Annotated in this window: 19 protein-coding genes; 12 read left to right on the top strand and 7 right to left on the bottom strand. The window is 67.6% G+C overall.

Annotation, left to right across the window (positions count from 1 at the left end; genetic code table 11):
* Positions 1–76: 76 nt before the first annotated feature.
* Together dbpA and HV793_RS12640 are read right to left on the bottom strand one after the other, a co-directional pair.
* Complete coding sequence (dbpA, locus tag HV793_RS12635) at positions 77–1,465, bottom strand: ATP-dependent RNA helicase DbpA (protein ID WP_175213260.1); 1,389 nt, start codon at positions 1,463–1,465, stop codon at positions 77–79.
* A 179-nt stretch (positions 1,466–1,644) separates the two neighbouring features.
* On the bottom strand, positions 1,645–2,403 hold the full coding sequence (locus HV793_RS12640) for an IclR family transcriptional regulator (protein WP_054456783.1): 759 nt from the start codon (positions 2,401–2,403) through the stop codon (positions 1,645–1,647).
* 160 nt (positions 2,404–2,563) lie between these two features.
* Between HV793_RS12640 and xsc the strand changes: the two genes are divergently transcribed.
* From xsc to HV793_RS12700, 12 genes are all read left to right on the top strand, one after another.
* Complete coding sequence (gene xsc, locus HV793_RS12645) at positions 2,564–4,375, top strand: sulfoacetaldehyde acetyltransferase (RefSeq protein WP_054456784.1); 1,812 nt, start codon at positions 2,564–2,566, stop codon at positions 4,373–4,375.
* Between the two features lie 87 nt (positions 4,376–4,462).
* The gene (locus tag HV793_RS12650; protein WP_175213261.1) at positions 4,463–5,383 is read left to right on the top strand and encodes a bifunctional enoyl-CoA hydratase/phosphate acetyltransferase; all 921 of its coding nucleotides are present in this window, start codon (positions 4,463–4,465) and stop codon (positions 5,381–5,383) included.
* 133 nt (positions 5,384–5,516) lie between these two features.
* Complete coding sequence (locus HV793_RS12655) at positions 5,517–7,094, top strand: ABC transporter substrate-binding protein (protein ID WP_054456786.1); 1,578 nt, start codon at positions 5,517–5,519, stop codon at positions 7,092–7,094.
* A 12-nt stretch (positions 7,095–7,106) separates the two neighbouring features.
* Positions 7,107–8,075 carry an ABC transporter permease gene (locus HV793_RS12660; protein ID WP_054456787.1) on the top strand — a complete coding sequence of 323 codons (969 nt, stop codon included), beginning with the start codon at positions 7,107–7,109 and terminating at the stop codon, positions 8,073–8,075.
* Positions 8,072–8,974, top strand: coding sequence for an ABC transporter permease (locus HV793_RS12665; RefSeq protein ID WP_119451104.1), 903 nt, complete (start codon positions 8,072–8,074; stop codon positions 8,972–8,974). Before HV793_RS12660 ends, HV793_RS12665 begins: the two co-directional genes overlap by 4 nt.
* Complete coding sequence (locus HV793_RS12670) at positions 8,971–9,972, top strand: ABC transporter ATP-binding protein (protein ID WP_175213262.1); 1,002 nt, start codon at positions 8,971–8,973, stop codon at positions 9,970–9,972. The genes HV793_RS12665 and HV793_RS12670 overlap by 4 nt, the downstream gene beginning before the upstream one ends.
* Positions 9,969–10,991: an ABC transporter ATP-binding protein gene (locus tag HV793_RS12675; RefSeq protein WP_054456790.1), complete on the top strand. Its 1,023-nt coding sequence runs from the start codon at positions 9,969–9,971 to the stop codon at positions 10,989–10,991. Before HV793_RS12670 ends, HV793_RS12675 begins: the two co-directional genes overlap by 4 nt.
* Before the next feature lie 28 nt (positions 10,992–11,019).
* Positions 11,020–12,675, top strand: a complete 1,656-nt coding sequence (locus HV793_RS12680) for an amidohydrolase (protein ID WP_054456791.1) — start codon at positions 11,020–11,022, stop codon at positions 12,673–12,675.
* A gap of 1 nt (position 12,676) precedes the next feature.
* Positions 12,677–13,648: a CobW family GTP-binding protein gene (locus tag HV793_RS12685; RefSeq protein WP_175213263.1), complete on the top strand. Its 972-nt coding sequence runs from the start codon at positions 12,677–12,679 to the stop codon at positions 13,646–13,648.
* A gap of 150 nt (positions 13,649–13,798) precedes the next feature.
* Positions 13,799–14,539, top strand: a complete 741-nt coding sequence (locus HV793_RS12690) for an SDR family oxidoreductase (RefSeq protein WP_175213264.1) — start codon at positions 13,799–13,801, stop codon at positions 14,537–14,539.
* 189 nt (positions 14,540–14,728) lie between these two features.
* Complete coding sequence (locus HV793_RS12695; protein ID WP_119451107.1) at positions 14,729–15,121, top strand: nuclear transport factor 2 family protein; 393 nt, start codon at positions 14,729–14,731, stop codon at positions 15,119–15,121.
* Between the two features lie 45 nt (positions 15,122–15,166).
* On the top strand, positions 15,167–16,570 hold the full coding sequence (locus HV793_RS12700; protein ID WP_217481781.1) for an NAD(P)/FAD-dependent oxidoreductase: 1,404 nt from the start codon (positions 15,167–15,169) through the stop codon (positions 16,568–16,570).
* Here the strand turns inward: HV793_RS12700 and pdxR are convergent.
* From pdxR to folE, 5 genes are all read right to left on the bottom strand, one after another.
* On the bottom strand, positions 16,550–18,127 hold the full coding sequence (gene pdxR / locus HV793_RS12705; RefSeq protein WP_054456795.1) for a MocR-like pyridoxine biosynthesis transcription factor PdxR: 1,578 nt from the start codon (positions 18,125–18,127) through the stop codon (positions 16,550–16,552). The genes HV793_RS12700 and pdxR overlap by 21 nt on opposite strands.
* Before the next feature lie 107 nt (positions 18,128–18,234).
* On the bottom strand, positions 18,235–19,062 hold the full coding sequence (locus tag HV793_RS12710; RefSeq protein ID WP_054456796.1) for an ABC transporter permease subunit: 828 nt from the start codon (positions 19,060–19,062) through the stop codon (positions 18,235–18,237).
* A complete protein-coding gene (locus tag HV793_RS12715; protein WP_054456797.1) occupies positions 19,055–19,888 on the bottom strand; it encodes a taurine ABC transporter ATP-binding protein in 834 nt (277 codons plus the stop codon). Before HV793_RS12715 ends, HV793_RS12710 begins: the two co-directional genes overlap by 8 nt.
* Positions 19,889–19,979: 91 nt before the next feature.
* Positions 19,980–21,008 (bottom strand): taurine ABC transporter substrate-binding protein, encoded by a 1,029-nt coding sequence (gene tauA / locus HV793_RS12720; protein WP_119451109.1) that lies wholly within the window; start codon positions 21,006–21,008, stop codon positions 19,980–19,982.
* A gap of 229 nt (positions 21,009–21,237) precedes the next feature.
* Positions 21,238–21,783, bottom strand: a complete 546-nt coding sequence (gene folE / locus HV793_RS12725) for a GTP cyclohydrolase I FolE (RefSeq protein WP_119451110.1) — start codon at positions 21,781–21,783, stop codon at positions 21,238–21,240.
* Positions 21,784–21,823 lie beyond the last annotated feature (40 nt).

Below are 21,823 nucleotides of genomic sequence, written 5' to 3' on the forward strand. Positions count from 1 at the left end.
GGCGGCCGCCGGGGCAGGCCGCGCCATTATTGCAAAACCCGAGCAAAACCATCAAGTTTTTGTCGCCCGCCGACACTCAGAACTCTTCCAGATAGCGCATGCGGAAGCGCCGGCCCTTGATATTGCTGTTGGACAGACGCGAGAACGCCTGCTTGGCGATCTGCCGGTCCAGCGCCACGTAGGAGTTGAATTCGGTGATGTTGATCTTGCCAACCTGCTCGAACGTCAGGCCACCGTCGCCGGTCAGCGCGCCCAGCAGGTCGCCGGGGCGCAGCTTGTCCTTCTTGCCGCCCTGGATGCACAGCGTGATCATGGGCGCGCGCAAGGGACGATCCGCCTTGGGCCGCAAGGCCTTGATGTCGCCCCACACCAGCGGCGCGCCCTGATACTGCTCGATCAGGTTGGCCCAGCGCATCTCCTCGGGCGAGCACAAGCTCAGCGCCAGGCCCTTTTGTTCGCCGCGGCCGCTGCGGCCGATGCGGTGCACGTGGACCTCGGTGTCCTTGGTCACGTCGACGTTGATCACGGCGCCCAGGTTCTGGATGTCCAGGCCGCGCGCCGCCACGTCGGTGGCCACCAGCACGGCGCAGCTGCGGTTGGCGAACTGGATCAGGATTTCATCGCGCTCGCGCTGTTCCAGGTCGCCGTTCAGGGCCCGGGCGCTGATGCCCTCGGCCTGCAGCCGTTCCACCAGGTCGTGGCTGCGGATCTTGGTGTTGCAGAAGGCCAGCGTGGATTCGGGGCGGAAGTGCGCCAGCAGGCGCGTCACTGCGTCGAGCCGGTCCTTTTCGTCGATTTCGTAGAAGATCTGCTCGATGCGGCTGGCGTCATGCTGCGCCTCGACCTTGACCTCGGCGGGATTGCGCAGGAAGCGGGCGCTGAGCTTGCGGATGTTGTCGGGATATGTTGCCGAGAACAGCAGCGTCTGGCGCTTGGTCGGGCAATGCGAGGCGATGGCCACGATATCGTCATAAAAGCCCATGTCGACCATGCGGTCGGCCTCGTCCAGCACCAGGGTGTTCAGGCCCGACAGGTCCAGGCTGCCGCGCTCCAGGTGATCCTGGATCCGGCCGGGCGTACCCACCACCAGGTGCGCGCCGCGCGCCAGCGATTCGGCTTGGGGACGGGCGGCGGCGCCGCCGCACAGGGTCAGGATCTTGACGTTGGCGATCTGGCGGGCCAGCCGGCGCAACTCCTGTGCGACCTGGTCCGCCAGTTCGCGCGTGGGGCAGACCAGCAGCGCTTGGGGCGTCAAGCGCGCGGGATCGAGCTTCTGCAGCACGCCCAGGCCGAAGGCCGCGGTCTTGCCGCTGCCGGTCTTGGCTTGCGCAATGAGGTCGCGGCCTTCCAGGATCAGCGGCAGGCTCTGGGCCTGGATGGGTGTCATCTGCTCGAAGCCCAGGCTCTTCAGGTTGTCGAGCAGGGCGGGCAGCAGGGGCAGGGAGGTAAAGGAAGTGTCGGTCACGATAGAAGAGTGTCGCTTTCTGCCCGGCATCGGCCTGGCGGCAAAAGGAAGGGGCGGCTGCGTCATGAGGCAGGCGCGCGTACGCCCAAGAGTGTAATGCCTGCGGCCGATGACCCTTGCAACAAAGGCGGAACATAGCGTTCCAGACGCGCCCCTGGGCGGGCGGGAGCCGCCGGCCGCTAGGCGTCAGGCCCGTAGGTGCCGGCCAGCGCCCGGGCGGCCTCTTGCATGCGCGGCAACCAGGCGCGCGCGCCTTCGATGGACAGTCGGGCCACCGGTGCGTGCAAGGCGACCGCGGCGATGGCGCGCGTGCCATGCAGAATGGGCACCGCCATGCAGACGATGCCCAGCAGGAATTCCTCGCGGTCGAAGCTCGCGCCTTCCTTCTTGATGGTGCGCAGTTCCTGTTCCAGCGCGGCCACGTCGCACAACGTGTTGGGCGTGTAGCGCGGCAAGGGCGCCGCGGCCAGCAGCCGCTGGCGCGCCTCGCGCCGCATGTGGGCCAGGAACAGTTTGCCGCTGGCCGAGCAATGCAGCGGCACGCGCGAGCCCGATTGCAGGTTCACCCGCAGCGGCCAGGCGGTTTCGACGCGGTCCAGGTAGATGACCTCGTCGCCGTCCAGCATGGTGCAGTTGCAGGTTTCGCCGATTTCGTCGACCAGGCTGTCCAGGATGCGGTGGCGTTCGCCGCGCAAGGGCGAATTCAGCAGGGTTTCACGTGCCAGCGCGCTCAGGCGCGGGCCGCTGACGTAACTTTTGCCGGCGGGCTCGCGCAGCAGCATGCCGGCGTCGACCAGCCGCGACAGGATGCGCAGCACGGAGGGCTTGGGCAGGCCGGTGGCGTCCGTCAGCGCGGCCAGCGATACCGGCTGCCCCGAGCGGGCGACCTGTTCCAGCAGGGTCAGCGCGCGCAGCGCTGCGGAGGATTCGTCTTTCATCTTTCAATAATTGAAGATTCGGCGGCTTGCTGCGCATCGTCGCACGGATTTTGCAGAAAATGAAACGCCGTGGGCTGGGAACGGGCAGGTTTCTGCTGCAGTATCGGATCATGCCGGCCCAGATGCAATCCGACACCGCCGGCCTGCCAGGAGAGAGACCATGAGCAGCAAGCAACACATGACCCCCAGCGAAGCGTTTGTGGAAACGCTGGTCGCGCAGGGCGTCAAGGACGTATTCGGCATCGTCGGCTCGGCCTTCATGGACGCGCTGGACCTGTTCCCGGCGGCCGGCATCCGCTTCGTGCCGACGGTGCACGAGCAGGGCGCCGCGCACATGGCCGACGGCTACTCGCGCGTGACCGGCCGCCACGGCGTCTGCATCGCGCAAAACGGCCCCGGCATCACCAATTTCGTGACCGGCGTGGCAGCGGCGTACTGGGCGCATAGCCCGGTCGTGGCCATCACGCCCGAGACCGGCACCGCGGGCATGGGGCTGGGCGGCTTCCAGGAAACCGAGCAGTTGCCGATCTTCTCGCGCATCACCAAGTACCAGGCCCATGTGAACCGGCCCGACCGCATGGCGGAATTCACCGCCAAGGCCTTCGACAATGCGCTGGCCGAGCGCGGTCCGACGCAGTTGAACATCCCGCGCGACTATTTCTACGGCGAGATCGACGTGGCCATTCCGGAACCGCGCCGCATCCGCCGCGGTCCGGGCTCGGAAGAGGACCTGGAGGCGGCTGCGCAAATGCTGGCGCAGGCCAAGTTCCCCGTCATCGTGGCGGGTGGCGGCGTGCTGTTCTCGGAAGGGCAGGCGGAATGCGTGGCTCTGGCCGAACTGCTGGGCGCGCCGGTGGTCACCAGCTACCTGCACAACGACGCATTCCCGGCCAGCCACCCGCTGTGGTGCGGCCCCTTGGGCTACCAGGGCGCCAAGGCCGGCATGAAGCTGCTGTCGCAGGCCGACGTGGTGCTGGCGCTGGGCACGCGCCTGGGACCCTTCGGCACCTTGCCGCAGCACGGGCTGGACTACTGGCCGCAGGGCGCGCGCATCATCCAGGTGGACGCCGACCACCGCATGCTGGGCCTGGTGCGTCCGGTGTCGGTGGGCATCTGCGGCGATGCCAAGCCGGCGGCTGCGGCGCTGGCGGGCAAATTGCGGGGACGCGAGATCGCTTGCGCCGCCACTAAAGGTGGCCGCGCCGAACAGATCGCGGCGCAGAAGGCCGAATGGGAAAAGGAACTGGACAGCTGGTCGCACGAACGAGACGACTGGAGCCTGGACATCATCGAGCACGGCGGCGGCCGCATGCATCCGCGCCGCATGCTGCGCGAGCTGGAACGCGCCATGCCCAAGCATGTCATGGTGTCCACCGACATCGGCAACATCTGCTCGGTGTCCAACAGCTATCTGCGCTTCGACGAGCCGAACTCCATGCTGGCCGCCATGAGCTTCGGCAATTGCGGCTACGCCTTGCCGGCGCTGATCGGCGCGAAGCTCGGCCGGCCCGACCGTCCGGCCGTGGCCTACGTGGGCGACGGCGCCTGGTGCATGAGCTTCCAGGAATTGCTGACCTGCGTGCGCGAGAAGATACCGGTGACGGCCGTGGTGTTCCACAACGGCCAATGGGGTGCGGAAAAGAAGAACCAGGTGGACTTCTACGGCCGCCGCTTCGTCGGCAGCAACCTGAAGAACCCGAACTTTTCGGAGTTGGCGCGGGCCATGGGCGCGGAAGGCATCAGGGTGGAGCATGCCGACCAGGTGGGCGCCGCCCTGCAGGCCGCATGCAAGGCGCAGTCCGAAGGCAAGACCACCGTGCTGGAGATGATGGTCAGCCAGGAACTGGGCGACCCGTTCCGCCGCGACGCGCTCAAGCAGCCGGTACGCTTCCTGGACAAGTACAAGCAGTACGTGAACCAGCCTTTCCATCCGGGCGAGGTGCCGCTGTCGATCGATCCGGCCAAGCGCTGATCGCGCAGCGTGCGTCCGGCGTGGCGGCGGCCGCGCCGGATTTCTTCCGCCAGGCGCCGCGGATCTCCGCGGCAGGAGCAGACAGAAATGGAAAGCGATCGCTTGTTCGAGCCGCTGCGCAATGCCGCGCTGTCGGCCGGCCGCTTGCGCACTGCGGTAGCGTATCCGCTGTGCCCGACCAGCCTGGGCGCGGCCGTGCAGGCGCGCGACGCCGGCTACATCGAACCGGTGCTGGTCGGCCCGGCCGCCGGGCTGCGCGTCCTGATGGCGGAACTGGGGCTGCGCGACAACGAAGTGGAAGTGGTCGACACGCCGGATGACGAGTGCCAGGCCGCGCGCGCGGCGGCGGCGCTGGCCCGGGACGGCGCGGTGCGCATGCTGATGAAGGGCAGCCTGCACACGGACCACTTCATGTCGGCCGTGGTGGCGCGCGACGCCGGCCTGCGCACCGATCGGCGCATCAGCCACGCCTTCGTGATGGCGGTGGCGGCGTACCCCAAGCTTTTCATCCTGACCGACGCGGCCGTCAACATTGCGCCCACATTGCAGGAGAAAGCCGACATCGCGCAGAACGCCATCGACCTGGCGCGCGCGCTGGGCGTGGACCGCCCCAAGCTCGCGGTGCTGTGCGCCACGGAGTCCGTCAATCCTTCCATGCCCGCCACGCTGGACGCGGCGGCCCTGTCGAAGATGGCGGACCGCCAGCAGATCCGCGGCGGCGAGATCGACGGCCCCTTGGCCTTCGACAACGCCATCTCGCGCGAGGCAGCCGATCAGAAGGGCATCGTCTCGCGCGTGGCGGGCGATGCCGACATCCTGCTGGTGCCCGATATCGAGGCTGGCAACATGCTCTACAAAGAGCTGACCTGGCTGGCCGGCGCAGGTACCGCCGGACTGGTGCTGGGTACGCGCGTGCCTGTGCTGCTGACCAGCCGCTCCGATTCCATGCAGGCCCGCGTCAACAGTTGCGCAGTCGCTTCGCTGTACGCGCGGGCGCTGGCAGCCTGAATCCAGACCGTCCGCGGGGCTGGCTCCAAAAAGTCCGGCGGTTTGGTACTAAGCCTGGACCAGCAGGCTGGATACGCTAGCCCCAAGGCCATCCGATGAATGGCTCGTGACACTGGACATCAAGGGGTAGAACATGCGCAGCGCAAAAAAATGCCTGACCACGATACTGACGGCGTTGGCCCTTGCGGGCGGGGCCATGGCTGCGGACGCGCCCAAGTCCGGCGGTACGTTGGTGATAGGGTCGACGCAGGTGCCGCGGCACCTGAACGGCGCGGTGCAGTCGGGCATCGCAACCGCCTTGCCCAGCACGCAGCTGTTCGCCAGCCTGCTGCGCTACGACGCCGAATGGAAGCCGCATCCCTATCTGGCGCAGTCCTGGGAACTGGCGCCGGACGGCAAGTCGCTGACCCTGCATCTGCGCAAAGATGCGGTATTCCATGACGGCAAGCCAGTGACTTCGGCCGACGTGGCGTTCTCGGTCATGGCGGTCAAGAAGAACCATCCGTTCCAGACCATGTTCGCGCCTGTCGAGGCCGTGGACACGCCGGATCCCTACACCGTGGTGCTGCGCATGAGCAAGCCCCATCCGGCCATCCTGCTGGCGCTGTCGCCGGCCCTGATGCCGGTGCTGCCCAAGCACATCTACGACGATGGACAGGACCTCAAGAGCCATCCGCGCAACTCGGCCGACGTGGTCGGATCGGGTCCGTTCAAGTTCAAGGAATTCAAGCCGGGCCAGGAAATCGTGCTGGAGAAGTTCGACAAGTTCTTCCTGCCCGGCAAGCCCTACCTGGACCGGATCGTGGTGAAGATCAATCCCGACGCCACCAATCTGCTGATCGGGTTGGAGCGCGGCGACATCGGCGTGTTGCCCTTCATGACCGAGCCCACCATCCTGCGGCGCGCCAAGGAAAATTCCGCCATCGTCATGACCAGCAAGGGCTATGAGGGCATAGGCGCCCTGAGCTGGCTGGCTTTCAATACGGCGCGCAAGCCCTTGAACGACGTGCGGGTGCGGCAGGCCATCGCCTATGCCACCGACAAGGGCTTCATCACCAAGGCGCTGAACGCGGGCTTCGCCAAGCCCGCCGACGGGCCTATCATCGGCACCAGCCCGTTTGCCACGCAGGACGTGGCGAAGTATCCGCTGGACCTGAAGAAATCCGAGCAACTGCTGGAAGAGGCAGGCTACAAGAAGGACGCCAAGGGCGAACGCCTGTCGCTGACGGTGGACTACATGCCGGGTTCCGACGTGCAGGGCAAGAACGTGGCGGAATACCTGCGCAGCCAGTTGAAGAAGGTCGGCATCGCGGTGCAGGTTCGCGCCTCGCCTGATTTCCCGACCTGGGCCAAGCGCATCGCCGGCAAGGATTTCGACATGACCACGGACATCGTCTTCAACTGGGGCGATCCGGTGATCGGCGTGCACCGCACCTACCTGTCCAGCAATATCCGCGACATCATCTGGACCAACACGCAGTCCTATTCCAACCCCAAGGTGGACGAACTGCTGGAACAGGCCGGCACCGAAACCGACGCGGACAAGCGCCGCGCGCTGTACGCCGAATTCCAGCGCCTGGTCACGGCCGACGTGCCCATCGACTTCCTCACGGTCATTCCGTACCACACCCTGTCGCTGAAGAAGGTGCACGGCCTGCCGGACGGCATCTGGGGCGTCATATCGCCCATGGACGACACCTACCTGCAGTAGGGTGGAGCCGCCATGACGCGCTATCTCTTGCGCCGCCTTGCCTATGCGCTGGTGCTGCTGCTGGCCGTGGTGACGCTGAATTTCCTGCTGATCCACATCTCGCCGGGCGATCCGGTCGAGACCATCGCGGGCTCCATGGGCGGCATCAGCGAAGAACTGCGTGCGCAGCTGCGCGCGCAGTACGGGCTGGATAAACCCTTCCTGACGCAACTGGGCATCTACCTGATGCAGGTGCTGCGGGGCGACCTGGGCTATTCCTATTTCTTCAACGTGCCGGTGGCGCAGCTGATCTGGGACCGCGTGCCTGCCACGCTGCTGCTGGTGGTGACCTCGGTGCTGAGCGCGTTCCTGGCCGGCACGCTGCTGGGCACGCTGGCCGCGCGCAAGCCCAATGGGCCGCTGTCGCAAGGCATCACGCTGTTGTCGGTGGTGGGCTACTCCGCGCCGGTGTTCTGGACGGGCATCATCCTTATCATCCTGTTCGCCTCGGCGCTGCCGATCTTCCCGGTGTCGGACATGCGTTCCGCCGGCGGGCCGCAGGACGGCTGGGCGGGTGTGCTGGACGTGCTGCATCACCTGGTGCTGCCGGCCTTCACCCTGGCCTTCGTCTACCTCGCGCAGTACAGCCGGCTGGCGCGCGCCAGCGTCATGGAGGCGCTGTCGGCCGACTACATCCGCACCGCGCGCGCCAAGGGCTTGCCGGAACGCTCCGTGCTCTACAAGCACGCGCTGCGCAACGGCGTGCTGCCGGTGGTGACCATGCTGGGCCTGCAGTTCGGCAACGTGCTGGCCGGCGCGATCCTGGTCGAGACGGTCTTCAACTGGCCCGGGCTGGGCCGGCTGGCGTTCGACTCCGTGCTCAGGCGCGACTATCCCACGCTGCTGGGCATCCTGCTGTTCGCCTCGCTGCTGGTGGTCGTGATGAATCAGCTTACCGATCTGGCCTATCGCCTGATCGATCCCAGGATCAAGACCTCATGAGCCAGACTCCTCCCGCCGTATCCATCGCCGCCATGCAAGGCCAGGCGGCGCGGCCGCCAGCCCGTCCGTCGTACGAGGCCTTGCGGGTATTCGCGCGCAATCCCGCGGCGCTGGCAGGCGTGCTGCTGCTGGCCGCCATTCTGGCCGTGACGCTCTTTGGGCCCATGATCATGGAGGCGGATCCCTTCGAGATCGCCGGCGCTCCCATGACGCCGCCGGGCGCGGACGCGCTGCTGGGCACCGACTACCTTGGACGGGACGTATTGACCGGCATGGTCTATGGAGGCCGAGCCACCTTGCTGGTCGGCGTGGTGGCGGCCGTGCTGTCCATGGCCATCGGGCTGACGGTCGGCGCGCTGGCGGGCTATTACGGCGGGTGGATCGACGAAACCCTGATGCGCATCACTGAATTCTTCCAGGTGCTGCCGACCCTGCTGTTCGCCATGGTGCTGGTGACGCTGTTTTCGCCGTCGCTGGCGACCATCGCCATCGCCATCGGCGTGGTCAGCTGGCCGGGCACGGCGCGGCTGGCGCGCGGCGAGTTCCTGCGCCTCAAGCGCCGCGAGTACGTGCTGGCCGAGAGGGTGATAGGCGCGGGCGACGCGCGCATCATCTGGCGCGTGATCCTGCCCAACGCGCTGGCGCCGTTGATCGTGTCGGCGACGCTGGCGATAGGCACGGCGATCCTGTTCGAGGCCGGCCTGTCGTTCCTGGGGCTGGGCGACCCCAACATCATGAGCTGGGGCTTGATGATAGGCAGCAATCGCCCCTACATCCTGACCGCGTGGTGGGCGGTGACCCTGCCGGGCGCCGCCATCTTCGTGACCGTGCTGGCCGTCAGCCTGATCGGCGACGGGTTGAACGACGCGCTCAACCCGAACTCGCGGGGGCGGGCATGAACGCCGCGCTGCAGGCGCCCGTGCTGGAGGTCGACAGCCTGAGCCTCGAGTTCCAGTCGCGCGGCCGTGTCGCCGAGGTGCTGAGCGCGGTGAGCTTCGACTTGAACCCCGGCGAAACCCTGTGCCTGGTGGGCGAGTCCGGCTGCGGCAAGAGCATGACGGCGCTGGCCATCATGCGGCTGATACCAGCGCCGGGGCGCATCGGCGGGGGCTGCGTGCGCCTGCGCGGCGACGACCTGGCCGGCCGCGACGAGGAGGCCATGCGCCAGGTGCGCGGCAACAAGATCTCCATGATCTTCCAGGAGCCCATGACGGCGCTGAATCCCGTGTATACGGTCGGCGACCAGATCGCGGAGCCCCTGCGGCTGCATCAGGGCCTGAGCAAGAGCCAGGCGCGCGAGCGCGCCATCGAAATGCTGAAGTCGGTGGGCATCCCCTTGCCGGAGCGGCGCGTGGACGATTATCCGCACCAGATGTCCGGCGGCATGCGGCAGCGCGTGATGATCGCCATCGCGCTGGCCTGCGATCCGGATGTGCTGATCGCCGACGAGCCGACCACGGCGCTGGACGTGACGGTTCAGGCGCAGATCTTCGACCTGCTGCGCGAACAGCAGGGGCGGCGCGGCACCGCGGTGCTGCTGATCACGCATGACATGGGCGCGGTGTCGGAGATGGCCGACCGGGTCGTGGTCATGTACGGCGGACGGGTGGTGGAGCAGGGCGGCGTGCGCGAGATCCTGGCGCAGCCCCGCCATCCCTACACCCAGGGGCTGATCGCCTGTCTGCCGGAGCTGGACCGCGAGCCCGACGACGTGCGCCCGGACCTGCCGGAGATTCCCGGCGTGGTGCCTTCGATCTGGGAGCGCGGCGCGGGCTGCCCCTTCATGGAACGTTGCGGGCAGGCCATGGCGCGCTGCCGCGACGCGTTTCCGCCCCTGACCCGTGTAGGCGAGGGGCAGGAAGTCGCCTGTTGGCTGTATCCGGAGACCGCGCAATGACGTCACCGCAATCTTCCGCCTTGCTGTCCGTGCGCGATCTTGCCGTGCATTTTCCCATCGGCGGGCGTGGCCGCGACGGCAAGCCGGTGGTCGTGAAGGCCGTGGACGGCGTGTCCTTCGAGCTGCAGCGCGGCCGCACGCTGGCGATCGTGGGCGAGTCCGGTTCGGGCAAGACCACCACGGCCTTGTCCGTGCTGCGGCTGGCGGACCCGACCGCGGGCTCCATCCACTTCGACGGTACGGACATGACGGCGCTGAACGGCTCCGCCCTGCGCCGCATGCGCCGCCGCGTGCAGCTGGTGTTCCAGGATCCGTATTCCTCGCTCAATCCGCGCCAGCGGGCGGGCGACATCGTGCGTGCGCCGCTGGACCTGATGGGCATCGATCCGCCCGGCGGACGCGAGGCGCGCGTGGCCCGCATGTTCGAACTGGTGGGCCTGCGCCCGGAGCAGCGGCAACTGTTTCCGCACCAGTTTTCCGGCGGCCAGCGGCAGCGGCTGAACGTGGCGCGGGCGCTGGCCAGTGCGCCGGACCTGATCGTCTGCGACGAACCGGTGTCCGCGCTGGATATCGCCATCCGCGCGCAGATCCTGAACCTGCTGCGGCGCATTCAACGCGAGCAGGGCCAGTCGTTCCTGTTCATCTCGCACGATATGGCGGTGGTGGAGCACATCTGCGACGACATCGCCGTCATGTACCTGGGCAAGATCATCGAGCAGGCCACCCGCAACGCCTTTTTCACGCGTCCGCTGCATCCCTACAGCGTCGCGCTGATGTCGGCGGTGCCGACCGTGAAGGGCGGGCGCGAGCTGGCCGCGCGCCGCGTGCGGCTGGCGGGCGATCCGCCCAGTCCGGTCGATCCGCCGCCGGGCTGCCGTTTTGCCGGACGCTGCCCGGCCGCGCAGCCGCTCTGTACCACGCGCGAACCCGGCTTGCGCGAAGTCGCGCCGGGCCACCGCGTGGCCTGCCATTTCGTCGAATCCCGCGATGGCGTCCTGGCGTCGCCGCTGCAGGGATGAGCCCACCCTCCGATAGAAGGACAGACAGATGACCGACTCCCGCGCCCGAACCACGATCTATGCCGCGCGCAGCATCCTGACCATGAACCCGATGCAGCCCCGCGCCACGCACGTGGCGGTGCGCGAGGGCCGCGTCCTGGGCGTGGGCAGCCGCGAGGAACTGGCGGGCTGGGGTCCGGCCGACCTCGACGAGCGCTATGCGGACAGAGTGCTCATGCCAGGCCTGGTCGAAGGGCATTGCCATCTGCCGGAAGGCGGCATGTGGAAGTTCGTGTACGTGGGCTTCTACGACCGGCGCGGACCCGATGGCAGGCTGTGGGAAGGCTTGAAGAGTTTCGATGCGGTGGCCGCGCGGCTGCGCGAGGCCGAACGCGTCCTGGCGGCCGGCGAGACGCTGATAGGCTGGGGCTTCGACCCGATCTTCTTCGAAGGCGCGCGCATGCGCGTGCAGGACCTGGACGCGGTGTCCGCCGAGCGGCCCGTGGTGGTCATGCATGCCAGCATGCACCTGATGAACGTGAACACGCCCATGCTGGCGCGCGCCGGCATAGACCGCGATACCGACATCGAGGGCGTGACGCGCATGGAAGACGGACGGCCCAGCGGCGAACTCTGCGAATTCGCCGCGATGTTCCCCGTCATGCGCCTGATCGGCAGTCCATTCCGCACCGTGGGCGTATCGGAAGAGGGCCTGCGCATGTTCGGCAAGGTGGCGCAGTGGGCGGGCGTCACCACGGCCACGGACCTGGTCAATGAACTGGGCGACGAGGGCCTGGCGACGCTGGCCCGCATCACCGCCGAACCGGACTATCCCGTGCGCATCGTGCCGGCCGCGTCCGCGCTGACCTACGCGGGCGATCCGCAGCGCTGCCTGGCCAAGCTGGCCGAGGCCCGGCGCCTGAACAACGACAAGCTGCATCTGGGCATGGTCAAGCTGGTGGTGGACGGTTCGATCCAGGGCTTTACCGCCCGGTTGCGCTGGCCCGGCTACTACAACGGCGCGCCCAACGGCATCTGGGTGATCGCGCCGGCCGAGCTGGACGCAATGGTCCAGACCTACCACGACGCCGGCGTGCAACTGCACATACACACCAATGGCGACGAAGCCACCGAGCTTGCGATCGACGCGGTGGATCGCGCCTTGCGCCGCAGCCCGCGGCGCGATCACCGCCATACCTTGCAGCATTGCCAGATGGCCGACGCGGCCCAGTTCCGGCGCATGGCCAGCCTGGGCATGTGCGCCAATCTCTTTGCCAACCACATCTTCTACTGGGGCGACGCCCATCACGCCCTGACCATGGGGCCGGATCGCGCCAGGCGCATGGACGCCTGCGCCTCGGCGGCGCGCGCCGGCGTGCCGTTCTCCATCCATTCGGATGCGCCCATCACGCCGCTGGGACCGCTGTTCACGGCCTGGTGCGCCGTGAACCGCCAGACTTCGTCGGGCAAGGTGCTGGGGGAGTCTGAACGCATCGGTGTGGAGCAGGCCTTGCATGCGGTCACGCTGGGCGCGGCCTACACCTTGCACCTGGACCATCTCGTCGGCTCCATCGAGGTCGGCAAGCATGCGGACTTCTGCGTGCTGCAGGACGATCCGCTGGAGGTGGCGCCCGAGAAACTGAAGGACGTGCGCGTACTGGGCACCGTGATCGGCGGCAGGCCCTTGCCACTGCGGGAAGCCTGAGATGGCGGCCCATGGCGCACCGCGAATTGCGCTGACCGTGGTGGGCGGATTCCTGGGCGCGGGCAAGACCAGCTTGCTCAATCATGTGTTGTCCCGCAGCCAGCGCCGCGCGGCGGTCCTGGTCAATGACTTCGGCCCGGTCGATATCGATGCCGGGCTGATCGCGCAGCGCAGCGACCAGGTGATCAGGCTGGCCAACGGCTGCGTCTGCTGTTCCATGGCGGGCGGCCTGGACGATGCCCTGGCGCGCGTGCTGGCGCTGGACCCCTTGCCGGAATGGATCGTGATCGAGGCCAGCGGCGTGTCGGATCCGGGCCGCATCGCGCAGGTCGGCATGTCGGATCCCATGCTGCAGCTTGAGGGCGTGGTGGTGCTGGCAGATGCCGCGAACGTGCGCACGCTGGCGGCGGATCCCTTGCTGGCCGATACCGTGGAACGCCAGCTCAAGGCTGCGGATCTGCTGGTGTTGAACAAGACCGATCTGGCGTCCGCCGCCGAACTGGCGTCGTTGCGTTCATGGCTGCAAGCGGCGACACGCGGGGCCGCGATGGTCGAGACGCGCGAAGGGCGCGTGGACCTGCGCCATCTGCTGGGCGAAGGCGGGTCTTGCAGCGTTGCGCATGAATGCGCAAGCGGCGCTTGCGGCCATGCGGGACACGTCCACGCCGCGATGCCCGACGACCCCGACCATCCATTCCAGAGCTGGCTGTGGCACGCGCCCGCGTTGCTGGACGCCGACCGGCTCGCCAGCCGGTTGCGCGACGCGCCCAGGCAGCTGCTGCGGGCAAAGGGCTGGGTGCGCACCGATCGCCACGGCCTGGTGCTGGTGCAACTGGCGGGCCGGCGCGTGCGCTACGACACGCAGGCCAGGCCGCCCGAGGATCTGGACGAGCCGTCGCTGGTGCTGATCGGCATGCGCGGCGCCGTTGATCCCGCGGACGTCGACGCCTGGCTGGCGCCGGCGGCGGCGTGAGGGGCGGGCGTAGATAGGTATAGATTTATTGGATTGCTTGTCAATTTTTTCCTTGTTGACCGATTCGAGGCAAACGGGAGAATTCGCCGGTTCGATAGCCGGCCCTTCTCCCGGCTGCTTACTGACCTATCGGCTTACAAGGAGCGAATCATGACAGACATTTCCGGGGGCTTGCGCAAGGCCGCAATCGTATTCGGCGGCTCGCGCGGCATCGGCGCCGCCATTGTCCGGCGGCTGGCGGCCGACGGCGCGGACGTGGCGTTCACCTATGTTTCCGCGCCCGAGCGCGCGCGCGAGACCGCGGCCGCGATCGAAGCGGGCGGGGCGAGGGCGCTGGCCATTCATGCCGACAGCGCGAACTCGGAGGCGATTCGCCTGGCCGCCGCGCGCGCGGCCGAGCATTTCGGACGGCTCGACATCGTGGTGGTCAACGCCGGCATCCTGAAGTTGGGCGGGGTGGCCGATGTGAGCGTGGCGGATCTCGACCAGATGCTGGCCGTCAATGTGCGCGGCGTGTTCCTGGCGATCCAGGCCGGCGCTGCGCACCTTGCGCGCGGCGGCCGCATCGTTACCATCGGCAGCAATTTGGCCGCGCGCATCGGCGGGCCGACCGTGAGCGTCTATGCGATGACGAAGGCGGCGGTGGCGACGATGGTCAAAGGCATCGCGATCGACCTTGCACCCCGCGGCATCACCATCAACAACGTGCAGCCCGGGCCGATCCAGACCGATATGACGGTCAACCATCTTGATGCGGTCGTTCCGCTGATCCCGTTGCAGCGCGCCGGCAGCGCCGATGAAATCGCGTCGCTGGTGGCATGGCTTGCCGGCCCCGAATCGGGATACATGACGGGGGCCAGTTTGACTGCCGATGGCGGGATGACGCTGTAGCCGGCGCCGTCCGCAACACGGCGGGACGCCCAACCGGGTGGCCGGTTGCGCATTGCGCGGCCTGCCACCCGATGTCGCTTCTGGTGCAAGCGATTTCCCGTTTCTGGTTCTAGACCCTGCCTGGGGGCTCACTTACCTTTGGTCCTGAATGCTGGCGCGTGTTGCGCCCGCGTCTACCGGAGGTATGCAATGCAGAAGACCGTCACCGCGGACATGCTGGCCGAATTCGCGGCGGCCTGGAACCGCCACGATATCGACGCCTTGATGTCCTTCATGAGCGACGACTGCGTGTTCGAGACCGTGGCCGGCCCCGAGCGATGGGGCGCGCGGCACGAAGGCCGCGAGGCGGTGCGGGCGGCCTTCGCGGCGGCCTGGGCGAATTTCCCCGATGCGCAGTGGCAGAACGGCACGCATTGGGTCGCAGGCGACCGCGGCGTGTCCCAATCGACCTTTACCGGCACCGCCGCCGACGGCTCCCGCGTGGAGGCGGACATGGTGGACGTCTTCACCTTCCGGGACGGCAAGATCCGCGTGAAGAACGCCTACCGCAAGCAGCGCCCGGTATTGCCGGCCCGCGGTTGAACACGCACCCGCATCCAGCAACCGGAACGCAGCATGGATACTCAAATGTCCTTCCAACCTGTAGGTCCGGCCCCCGCTGGCCGGATGGCGATCAGCGCCTACAACCCGGCCTACGATCCGCTGGTGTCCCCGCTCGGCCGCGGGCAGGACTACGCGCCCACCTACTGGGTCGCGACCGCCGGCGAACCGCCCGAGGATGACGGCCCCGTCAACGGCGATATCGACGCCGACGTGGTGATCGTGGGCTCGGGCTTTACCGGGCTGTCGGCGGCGTTGACGCTGGCGCGCGACTTCGGCGTGAAGGCCGTGGTGCTCGAGGCCAATCGCGCGGTGTGGGGCTGCACCAGCCGCAACGGCGGACAGGGACAGAATGCGTCCGGACGCCTGTACCGTTCGCAATGGATAGCGCGCTGGGGCCTGGCGACCGCCAAGCGCCTGGACGCCGAGATCCGCGAAGGATTCGAATATTGGAAGAGCCTGGTGGCCCAGGTGGATTGCGACGCGCAACCTGGCGGCCATCTGTACACGGCGCACCGCCAGAAGAAGATGGCGTTCCTGGAAAACGAAGCCCGCGTGATGCGCGAGGTGTTCGGCTATGACGCCCGGATGTTGAGCCGGGAGGAATTGCGCGAACGCTACGTGTACGACCGCGAGGCGGTGGGCGCGATGCACGAGCCGGATGGCGTGGGCGTGCATCCGTTGAAGCTCGCCTATGGCTATATGCGGCAGGCGCGGGCCCTGGGCGTGCGCATCCATCCGGGCAGCCCGGTGCTGGGCTGGCGCGCCGAGAATGGCGGCGTGCGGCTGCAGACTCCCAACGGCTACGTGCGCGCGCGGCGCGTGGCGTTCGCCACTGGCGGCTATACCGCGCAGGGCGTCAACCGTTTGCTGGACAACCGCATCATGCCGGTGCTGTCGAACTCGCTGGTGACGCGGGTGCTGACGCCGGCGGAACGCGATGCAGCGGGCCTCAAAAGCACGGTGTTCATCACCGACACGCGAACCCTGCGCTTCTATTACCGCCTGCTGCCCGACGGCCGCATGCAGATCGGCAGCCGCAGCGCGCTGCGCGGCGCCGACGCGCAGCATCCGCGCCATCTGGCTCTGCTGCGCGAAGGGCTGGCGCGCAAGTTCCCCACGCTGGCGGGCGTGGACGTGGACTATTCCTGGTGGGGCTGGGTGGACGTGAGCCACGACATGATGCCGCGCGTGACCCAGCCCGACCCGGCGCAGCCGGTCTATTACGCCTTCGGCTACGGGGGCAATGGCGTGGCGTTCTCGGCCCACGCGGGCAAGCGCCTGGCGCAACGCATGATGGGCAAGGACGGCGTGGCCTGGGACCTGCCGATCTACGACTCGCCCTTGCCGGGGCATATGTTCGCGCCGTTCCGCAGGCTGGGCCAGGGCCTGCTGTACCGCTGGTACTACCTAAGAGACGAAGTGCTCTAGCGCGTGCAAGTCCGGGCCCTGCGGGGCCTGCTTGCCGTCCGCGGCGCGGCCGCGGTAGCGGTCGACCACCTTGGCCAGCCGGGCAATCCCCGGCTCGATGTGTTCGGGTCGGATCGATGTGAAGCCGACCCGCAGGAAGTTGCGCGGCGCGTCGGCTCCGTTCATGAAGAAGACGTCGCCGGGCTCCACCACCACGCCCTCGGCCAGCGCGGCCTCGGATAGCTCGCAGGCATTGAGCCAGGGCGGGCCTTGCAGCCAGCAGGACGAGGATCCGGTAATGGGTATGACCTTGAAATCGGGCAGGTGCCGCGCCAGCGCGCGGGCCAGTTCGGTGCCGCGCTCCTGGTAGGCCTGCGATTGCCTGCGCAGCAGCGAATGGTGGTGCCCCAGCGAAATGAACAGCGAAAACGCCCGCTGGATGTAGGCCGAAGGGTGGCGCAGCATCAGGCGGCGCAGGGCGCGCAGTTCCGCGGTGAGTTCGCGCGGCGCCACGATGTAGCCGATGCGCAGGCCGGGCGCGAAGGACTTGGCCAGGCTGCCCACGTAGATCACGCGGCCGTCGCGGTCCAGGCTCTTCAAGGCGGGAATCGCGCCTTCGCCCCAGCGGCTTTCGCTTTCGAAGTCGTCCTCGATGATCAGGCTGTCGGCCTGGCGCGCCAGCGTCAGCAGGTTCTGGCGGCGCTCCGGAGATAGCGTGACCGTGGTGGGGCACTGGTGGCCCGGCGTGACGAAGAGGTAGTCGCAGCCCAGCAGATGGGTGCCGGTGCACAGCCCTTGTTCGTCCACCGGCAGGGGCAGCAGATTGCGCGTGTGGCTGGCGAAGATGTTGCGGGCGTCAGGGTAGCCGGGGTCTTCCATGCCGACCACCGTGTCCTCGTTGACCAGCAGGTCGGCCAGCAGGTAAAGCGCATGCTGCGCACCCACGGTGATGACGATTTCCTCGGCGTCGGCCCAGACGCCGCGCCGGGGCAGCACCTGGGTGCGGATCTGCTCGATCAGCGCGGGGTCGTCGTGGGTGATCAGGTCCGGCGCCCAGCTGCGGATGTCCAGCACCGACAGCGCCTTGATGCAGCATTCGCGCCATTCCGCGGTGGGGAACAGGTCCTGGTCGAACTGGGCGTAGACAAAGGGATAGGGCTGCTTCTGCCAGTCGCGCGGCTTGGTGATGTTGCGTTGCCGGGACGGGCGGAAGCGCAGCCTTTCGTCCCAGCGCACGTCCGGCTCGCCGCCGTCGGCGGGCGGGGCGTCGGAAGCGGGCCCGGAATGGCCGCGCATGACCGTGTCGCTGACGAAGTGGCCGCTGCGTTCGCGCGACACCAGATAACCCTCGCTCACCAGTTGCTGGTAGGCGAACACGACAGTGTTGCGCGCGATGCGCAGCTGGTCGGCCAGATGCCGGCTGGACGGCACCGGCGTGCCGGGCGGCAGGTGGCCGCTGAGGATGGCGGACACCAGCATCTGGCGCACGCAGCCCTGCAGGCTGAGGTTGGGCGCGCTTTCGCGTTCGAACAGGCGCTCCCACAACACAGGCTTGAGCATCGAGGCCTGGCTGGACATGACGGCTCCTTGTCTAGGCCGCGCAGCCGGTAGCCGCTGCGCAGGCGCCGCTCTTGAGGATAGAGGAGCCGGATGGGGGACGAAATGAGGGATTGCCCGGGCGCGTTTCAGACCCGTCCCTTCCATGGAATGGCGAACTTCTCCAGATAACGGACCAGCAGGTCGAAGGCGAAGGCGAACACGCCGATCACGATGATGCCCATGATTACGGTGTCGCTGGCCAGGAACTGGGCGGCGTTCAGCACCATGAAGCCCAGGCCGCGGTCGGCGGCCACCATTTCGGCGGCCACCAGCGTGGTCCAGCCCACGCCGATGCCGATGCGCATGCCCGTGAAGATCTCCGGCATGGCGGCCTTCAGGATCACGTGCCAGACCACCTGCGCAGGCGTGCCGCCCATGGCGTAGGCCGCGTGGATCTGTTCGATCGACACCGAGCGCACGCCGGCGCGCGCCGCGATCGCCATGGGCGCGAAGATCGCCAGGTAGATCAGCAGGACCTTGGGGAATTCGCCGATGCCGAACCAGATGATGATGAGCGGCAGGTAGGCCAGCGGCGGCAGCGGGCGGTAGAACTCGATGGGCGGATCGAAGATGCCGCGCGCGTAGCGGTTCACGCCCATCAGGATGCCGACGGGAATGGCGGTCACGCAAGCCAGGAAAAAGGCCCCGAACACCCGCGACAGGCTGGCCAGCGCATGTTCGGTAAGCGTGGAGTTGGCCACGCCATCGGTCATGGCCGAGACGAACTTGTCGTACACGGCCAGGGGCGAAGGCAGGAACAGCGGCCGCACCCAGCCGGCGCTGGTCACCAGGAACCATAGGCCGATGAGCGCCAGGCTGGTGATCAGGCTGATGTGGCCGCTGTAGCCCGCGCCCGGCGCGCCGTAGACCTTGCCCGGCGCAGCGGGCTTGTGTCCCGGGCGGCTGCTAGCCATGGAAGCCTTGGGGGGAGGAGGCTCGCTCGTCGCCATAGATGATGCCAAGGACTTGTTCGCGCATGGCGATGAAGTCGGGGCTGGATTTGATGCTGCGGCCATCGCGGGTCTCCAGGTAGCGCCGGTTGAAGTCCGGGGTGAAGGTGTGCGTGATGCGGCCCGGGCGGGGCGACATGACGATCAGCCGCGAACCCAGAAACAGCGCTTCTTCGACGCTGTGCGTGATGAAGAAGAACATCTTGTTGGTCTGCCGCCAGATGTCCAGCAGCAGCTCCTGGATGGTCTCGCGCGTCAGCGCGTCCAGCGCCGCCATGGGTTCGTCCATCAGCAGCATGGCGGGGTTGCAGGTCAGCGCGCGCGCGATGCCCACGCGCTGCTGCATGCCGCCGGACAGCTGGTAGATCATGTGGCGGTGGAAGTCCTGCAGGCCCACCAGCTCCAGATTGCGGCGCGCGCGGGCGCGGCGGGTTTCCTTGTCCACGCCTTGCAGCTTCAGGCCGAACTCGGTGTTCTCCAGCACGTTCAGCCAGGGCAGCAGGGCATGCTTCTGGAACACCACGCCGCGGTCGGCGCCGGGACCCACGATAGGCCGGCCGCCCAGCGTGATCTCGCCCTCGGTGGGCGACAGGAAGCCGGCCAGCAGGCTGAGCAAGGTGGTCTTGCCGCAGCCCGAGGCGCCCAGCGCCACGACGAACTCGCCAGGCTGGATGGTCAGGTTGACGTTCTGCAACGCGATGACCGGACCGCTTTCGTGCAGGCCGGGGTAGGTGACGCTTACTTTTTCCGCGCACAGGCTATGCGTGGCGGACGAGGACTGCATGGTCATGCCGGCTCCCCTGGTTGCGACGGGCTGCGCGCAGCCCTGCGTGGCGCTGGGCAGGCGGCGCCGGACGGGCCGCCTTGGCCGCAAGCGCTCCTTACTTCTCGGCCGCCTTGGCGTACTTGTCGGTGACGTGCGGGCTGTAGTCGGCCAGGGCGCGGTCGATCTGCTTCTGGTCCTTCAGGAATTGGGCGCTGGCCGCGAAGGCGCGCGCGGCGCCCGATTCCTTGCCGCCGCCCAGCCAGACATTGGAGGCCTGTTCCTGCACGGTCGGGAAGACCAGCAGCTGGAGCGCTTCGACCATGTCCTCGGGCTTGCCGCCGATCAGCTTGACGATGCTCTTGACCTGCGGGGAATCGGCGGTCCACTTGGCGCTGTTGGCGCGGTAGTCCGCATAGGACTTGGCCAAAACGCTGGTGAAGGCGGCCATGAACTTCGGATTCTTGGCGGCCCAGGCGCGATCGACCACGATGCCGTCGAAGGTTGGCACGCTGGCTTTGCCGATCTGTTCCGAGTCTGCAATGATCTTGCCGCTCTTGGCGATCTCGGTCAGGGCGGGCGGCCAGACGTAGGCCGCGTCGATGTCGCCGCGCTGCCAGGCGGCCACGATCTGCGGCGGCTGCATGTTCAGGATGCGCACGTCGCGCGGATTGATCTTCCAGACCTGTTCCAGCCCGACCAGCAGATGGAAGTGCGAGGTGGACACGAAGGGCGTGGCGACGCGCTTGCCCTTCAGGTCCGCCGTGCTGTTGATGCCGGAACCGTTGCGCGCCACCAGCGCCTCGGATTTGCCGATGTTGTCCAGGATCCAGAACAGTTCCATGTCGACGCCGCGGGTGGCGGCCGCGGTGATGCCGGTGGAGCCCAGCACACCGACCGGCACGTTGCCGGAAGCCAGCGCGGTGGAAATGTCGCCGCCGGAGGTGAACTGGCGCCAGTCCACCTGGTAGCCGGCGTCCTTCAAGGCCTTGTCGAAACTGCCGTCGGCGATGGCCGTCAGGAATGGTCCCACGATCAACTGGTAGCCGACCACCAGCTTGGTCTGGGCATAGGCGGGAGCGGCCAACAGCGCGGCGGCCAGGCCGGCCAGGGTGCAGCGGCGGATGAGGCGGAATATCGCGTTCATGGAGATCTCCGGGAGGGAACGGCCGCGCTCCGGCGCGACCGGCATGCTGGAGCCAGTTTGCCCGGATGGAGCCAGAACGCTAGGGCCAGATGCCCTAATCAGTAGGAGCCAAAAAGGCCCGGGCCCGCCCGCCGCGCCGGCAACGCCAGTCCTGGCGCGGCCGGCGCGGCGGGGTGCGGCCGGCGAGGCGGCCCGCGATATGCGCCAAAAGGGGGAGAGGGGGATCGGCCTAGCGGATGAGGCTCAGGAACTCGGCCCGGGTCGACGGATTGTCGTGGAATTCACCCAGCATGACCGAGGTGACCATGGACGAGTTCTGCTTTTCCACGCCGCGCATCATCATGCACATGTGCTGGGCCTCGATCACCACGGCCACGCCGGCCGCGCCGGTCACCGACTGCACGGCCTCGGCCACCTGGCGGCTGAGGTTTTCCTGGATCTGCAGGCGGCGCGCGTACATTTCGACGATGCGGGCGACCTTGGACAGACCCAGCACCTTGCCGTTGGGCAGGTAGGCCACGTGCGCCTTGCCGATGAAGGGCAGCATGTGGTGTTCACAGAGCGAGTACAGCTCGATGTTCTTGACCAGCACGATCTCGCGCGTGTCGGAGGTGAACAGCGCGCCATTGACGATTTCGTCCAGGTTCTGGCCGTAGCCGCGGCACAGGTGGCGCATGGCCTTGGCGGCGCGGGCGGGCGTATCGGCCAGCCCTTCGCGGGACGGATCTTCCCCTAGTTCTTGAAGAATGGCGGTGTAGTTCTTTTCCAATGACATCGGGGACTCCTGGGGGCGGCGCTGGTTGCGGCGCTTTACT

Origin of the sequence: Achromobacter aegrifaciens, assembly GCF_902859965.1 — a bacterium.
Taxonomy (GTDB): Bacteria; Pseudomonadota; Gammaproteobacteria; order Burkholderiales; family Burkholderiaceae_B; genus Achromobacter; species Achromobacter aegrifaciens.

Excerpts from the sequence above, each read along its gene's own strand:
- HV793_RS12700 (WP_217481781.1), top strand. The coding sequence starts at position 15,167 with ATGTCCTTCCAACCTGTAGGTCCGGCCCCCGCTGGCCGGATGGCGATC.
- HV793_RS12710 (WP_054456796.1), bottom strand. The coding sequence starts at position 19,062 with ATGGCTAGCAGCCGCCCGGGACACAAGCCCGCTGCGCCGGGCAAGGTC.
- HV793_RS12675 (WP_054456790.1), top strand. The coding sequence starts at position 9,969 with ATGACGTCACCGCAATCTTCCGCCTTGCTGTCCGTGCGCGATCTTGCC.
- HV793_RS12640 (WP_054456783.1), bottom strand. The coding sequence starts at position 2,403 with ATGAAAGACGAATCCTCCGCAGCGCTGCGCGCGCTGACCCTGCTGGAA.
- HV793_RS12655 (WP_054456786.1), top strand. The coding sequence starts at position 5,517 with ATGCGCAGCGCAAAAAAATGCCTGACCACGATACTGACGGCGTTGGCC.
- HV793_RS12670 (WP_175213262.1), top strand. The coding sequence starts at position 8,971 with ATGAACGCCGCGCTGCAGGCGCCCGTGCTGGAGGTCGACAGCCTGAGC.
- HV793_RS12665 (WP_119451104.1), top strand. The coding sequence starts at position 8,072 with ATGAGCCAGACTCCTCCCGCCGTATCCATCGCCGCCATGCAAGGCCAG.
- HV793_RS12690 (WP_175213264.1), top strand. The coding sequence starts at position 13,799 with ATGACAGACATTTCCGGGGGCTTGCGCAAGGCCGCAATCGTATTCGGC.
- HV793_RS12695 (WP_119451107.1), top strand. The coding sequence starts at position 14,729 with ATGCAGAAGACCGTCACCGCGGACATGCTGGCCGAATTCGCGGCGGCC.
- folE (WP_119451110.1), bottom strand. The coding sequence starts at position 21,783 with ATGTCATTGGAAAAGAACTACACCGCCATTCTTCAAGAACTAGGGGAA.
- HV793_RS12660 (WP_054456787.1), top strand. The coding sequence starts at position 7,107 with ATGACGCGCTATCTCTTGCGCCGCCTTGCCTATGCGCTGGTGCTGCTG.
- HV793_RS12650 (WP_175213261.1), top strand. The coding sequence starts at position 4,463 with ATGGAAAGCGATCGCTTGTTCGAGCCGCTGCGCAATGCCGCGCTGTCG.
- pdxR (WP_054456795.1), bottom strand. The coding sequence starts at position 18,127 with ATGTCCAGCCAGGCCTCGATGCTCAAGCCTGTGTTGTGGGAGCGCCTG.
- HV793_RS12715 (WP_054456797.1), bottom strand. The coding sequence starts at position 19,888 with ATGACCATGCAGTCCTCGTCCGCCACGCATAGCCTGTGCGCGGAAAAA.
- xsc (WP_054456784.1), top strand. The coding sequence starts at position 2,564 with ATGAGCAGCAAGCAACACATGACCCCCAGCGAAGCGTTTGTGGAAACG.
- tauA (WP_119451109.1), bottom strand. The coding sequence starts at position 21,008 with ATGAACGCGATATTCCGCCTCATCCGCCGCTGCACCCTGGCCGGCCTG.
- HV793_RS12685 (WP_175213263.1), top strand. The coding sequence starts at position 12,677 with ATGGCGGCCCATGGCGCACCGCGAATTGCGCTGACCGTGGTGGGCGGA.
- HV793_RS12680 (WP_054456791.1), top strand. The coding sequence starts at position 11,020 with ATGACCGACTCCCGCGCCCGAACCACGATCTATGCCGCGCGCAGCATC.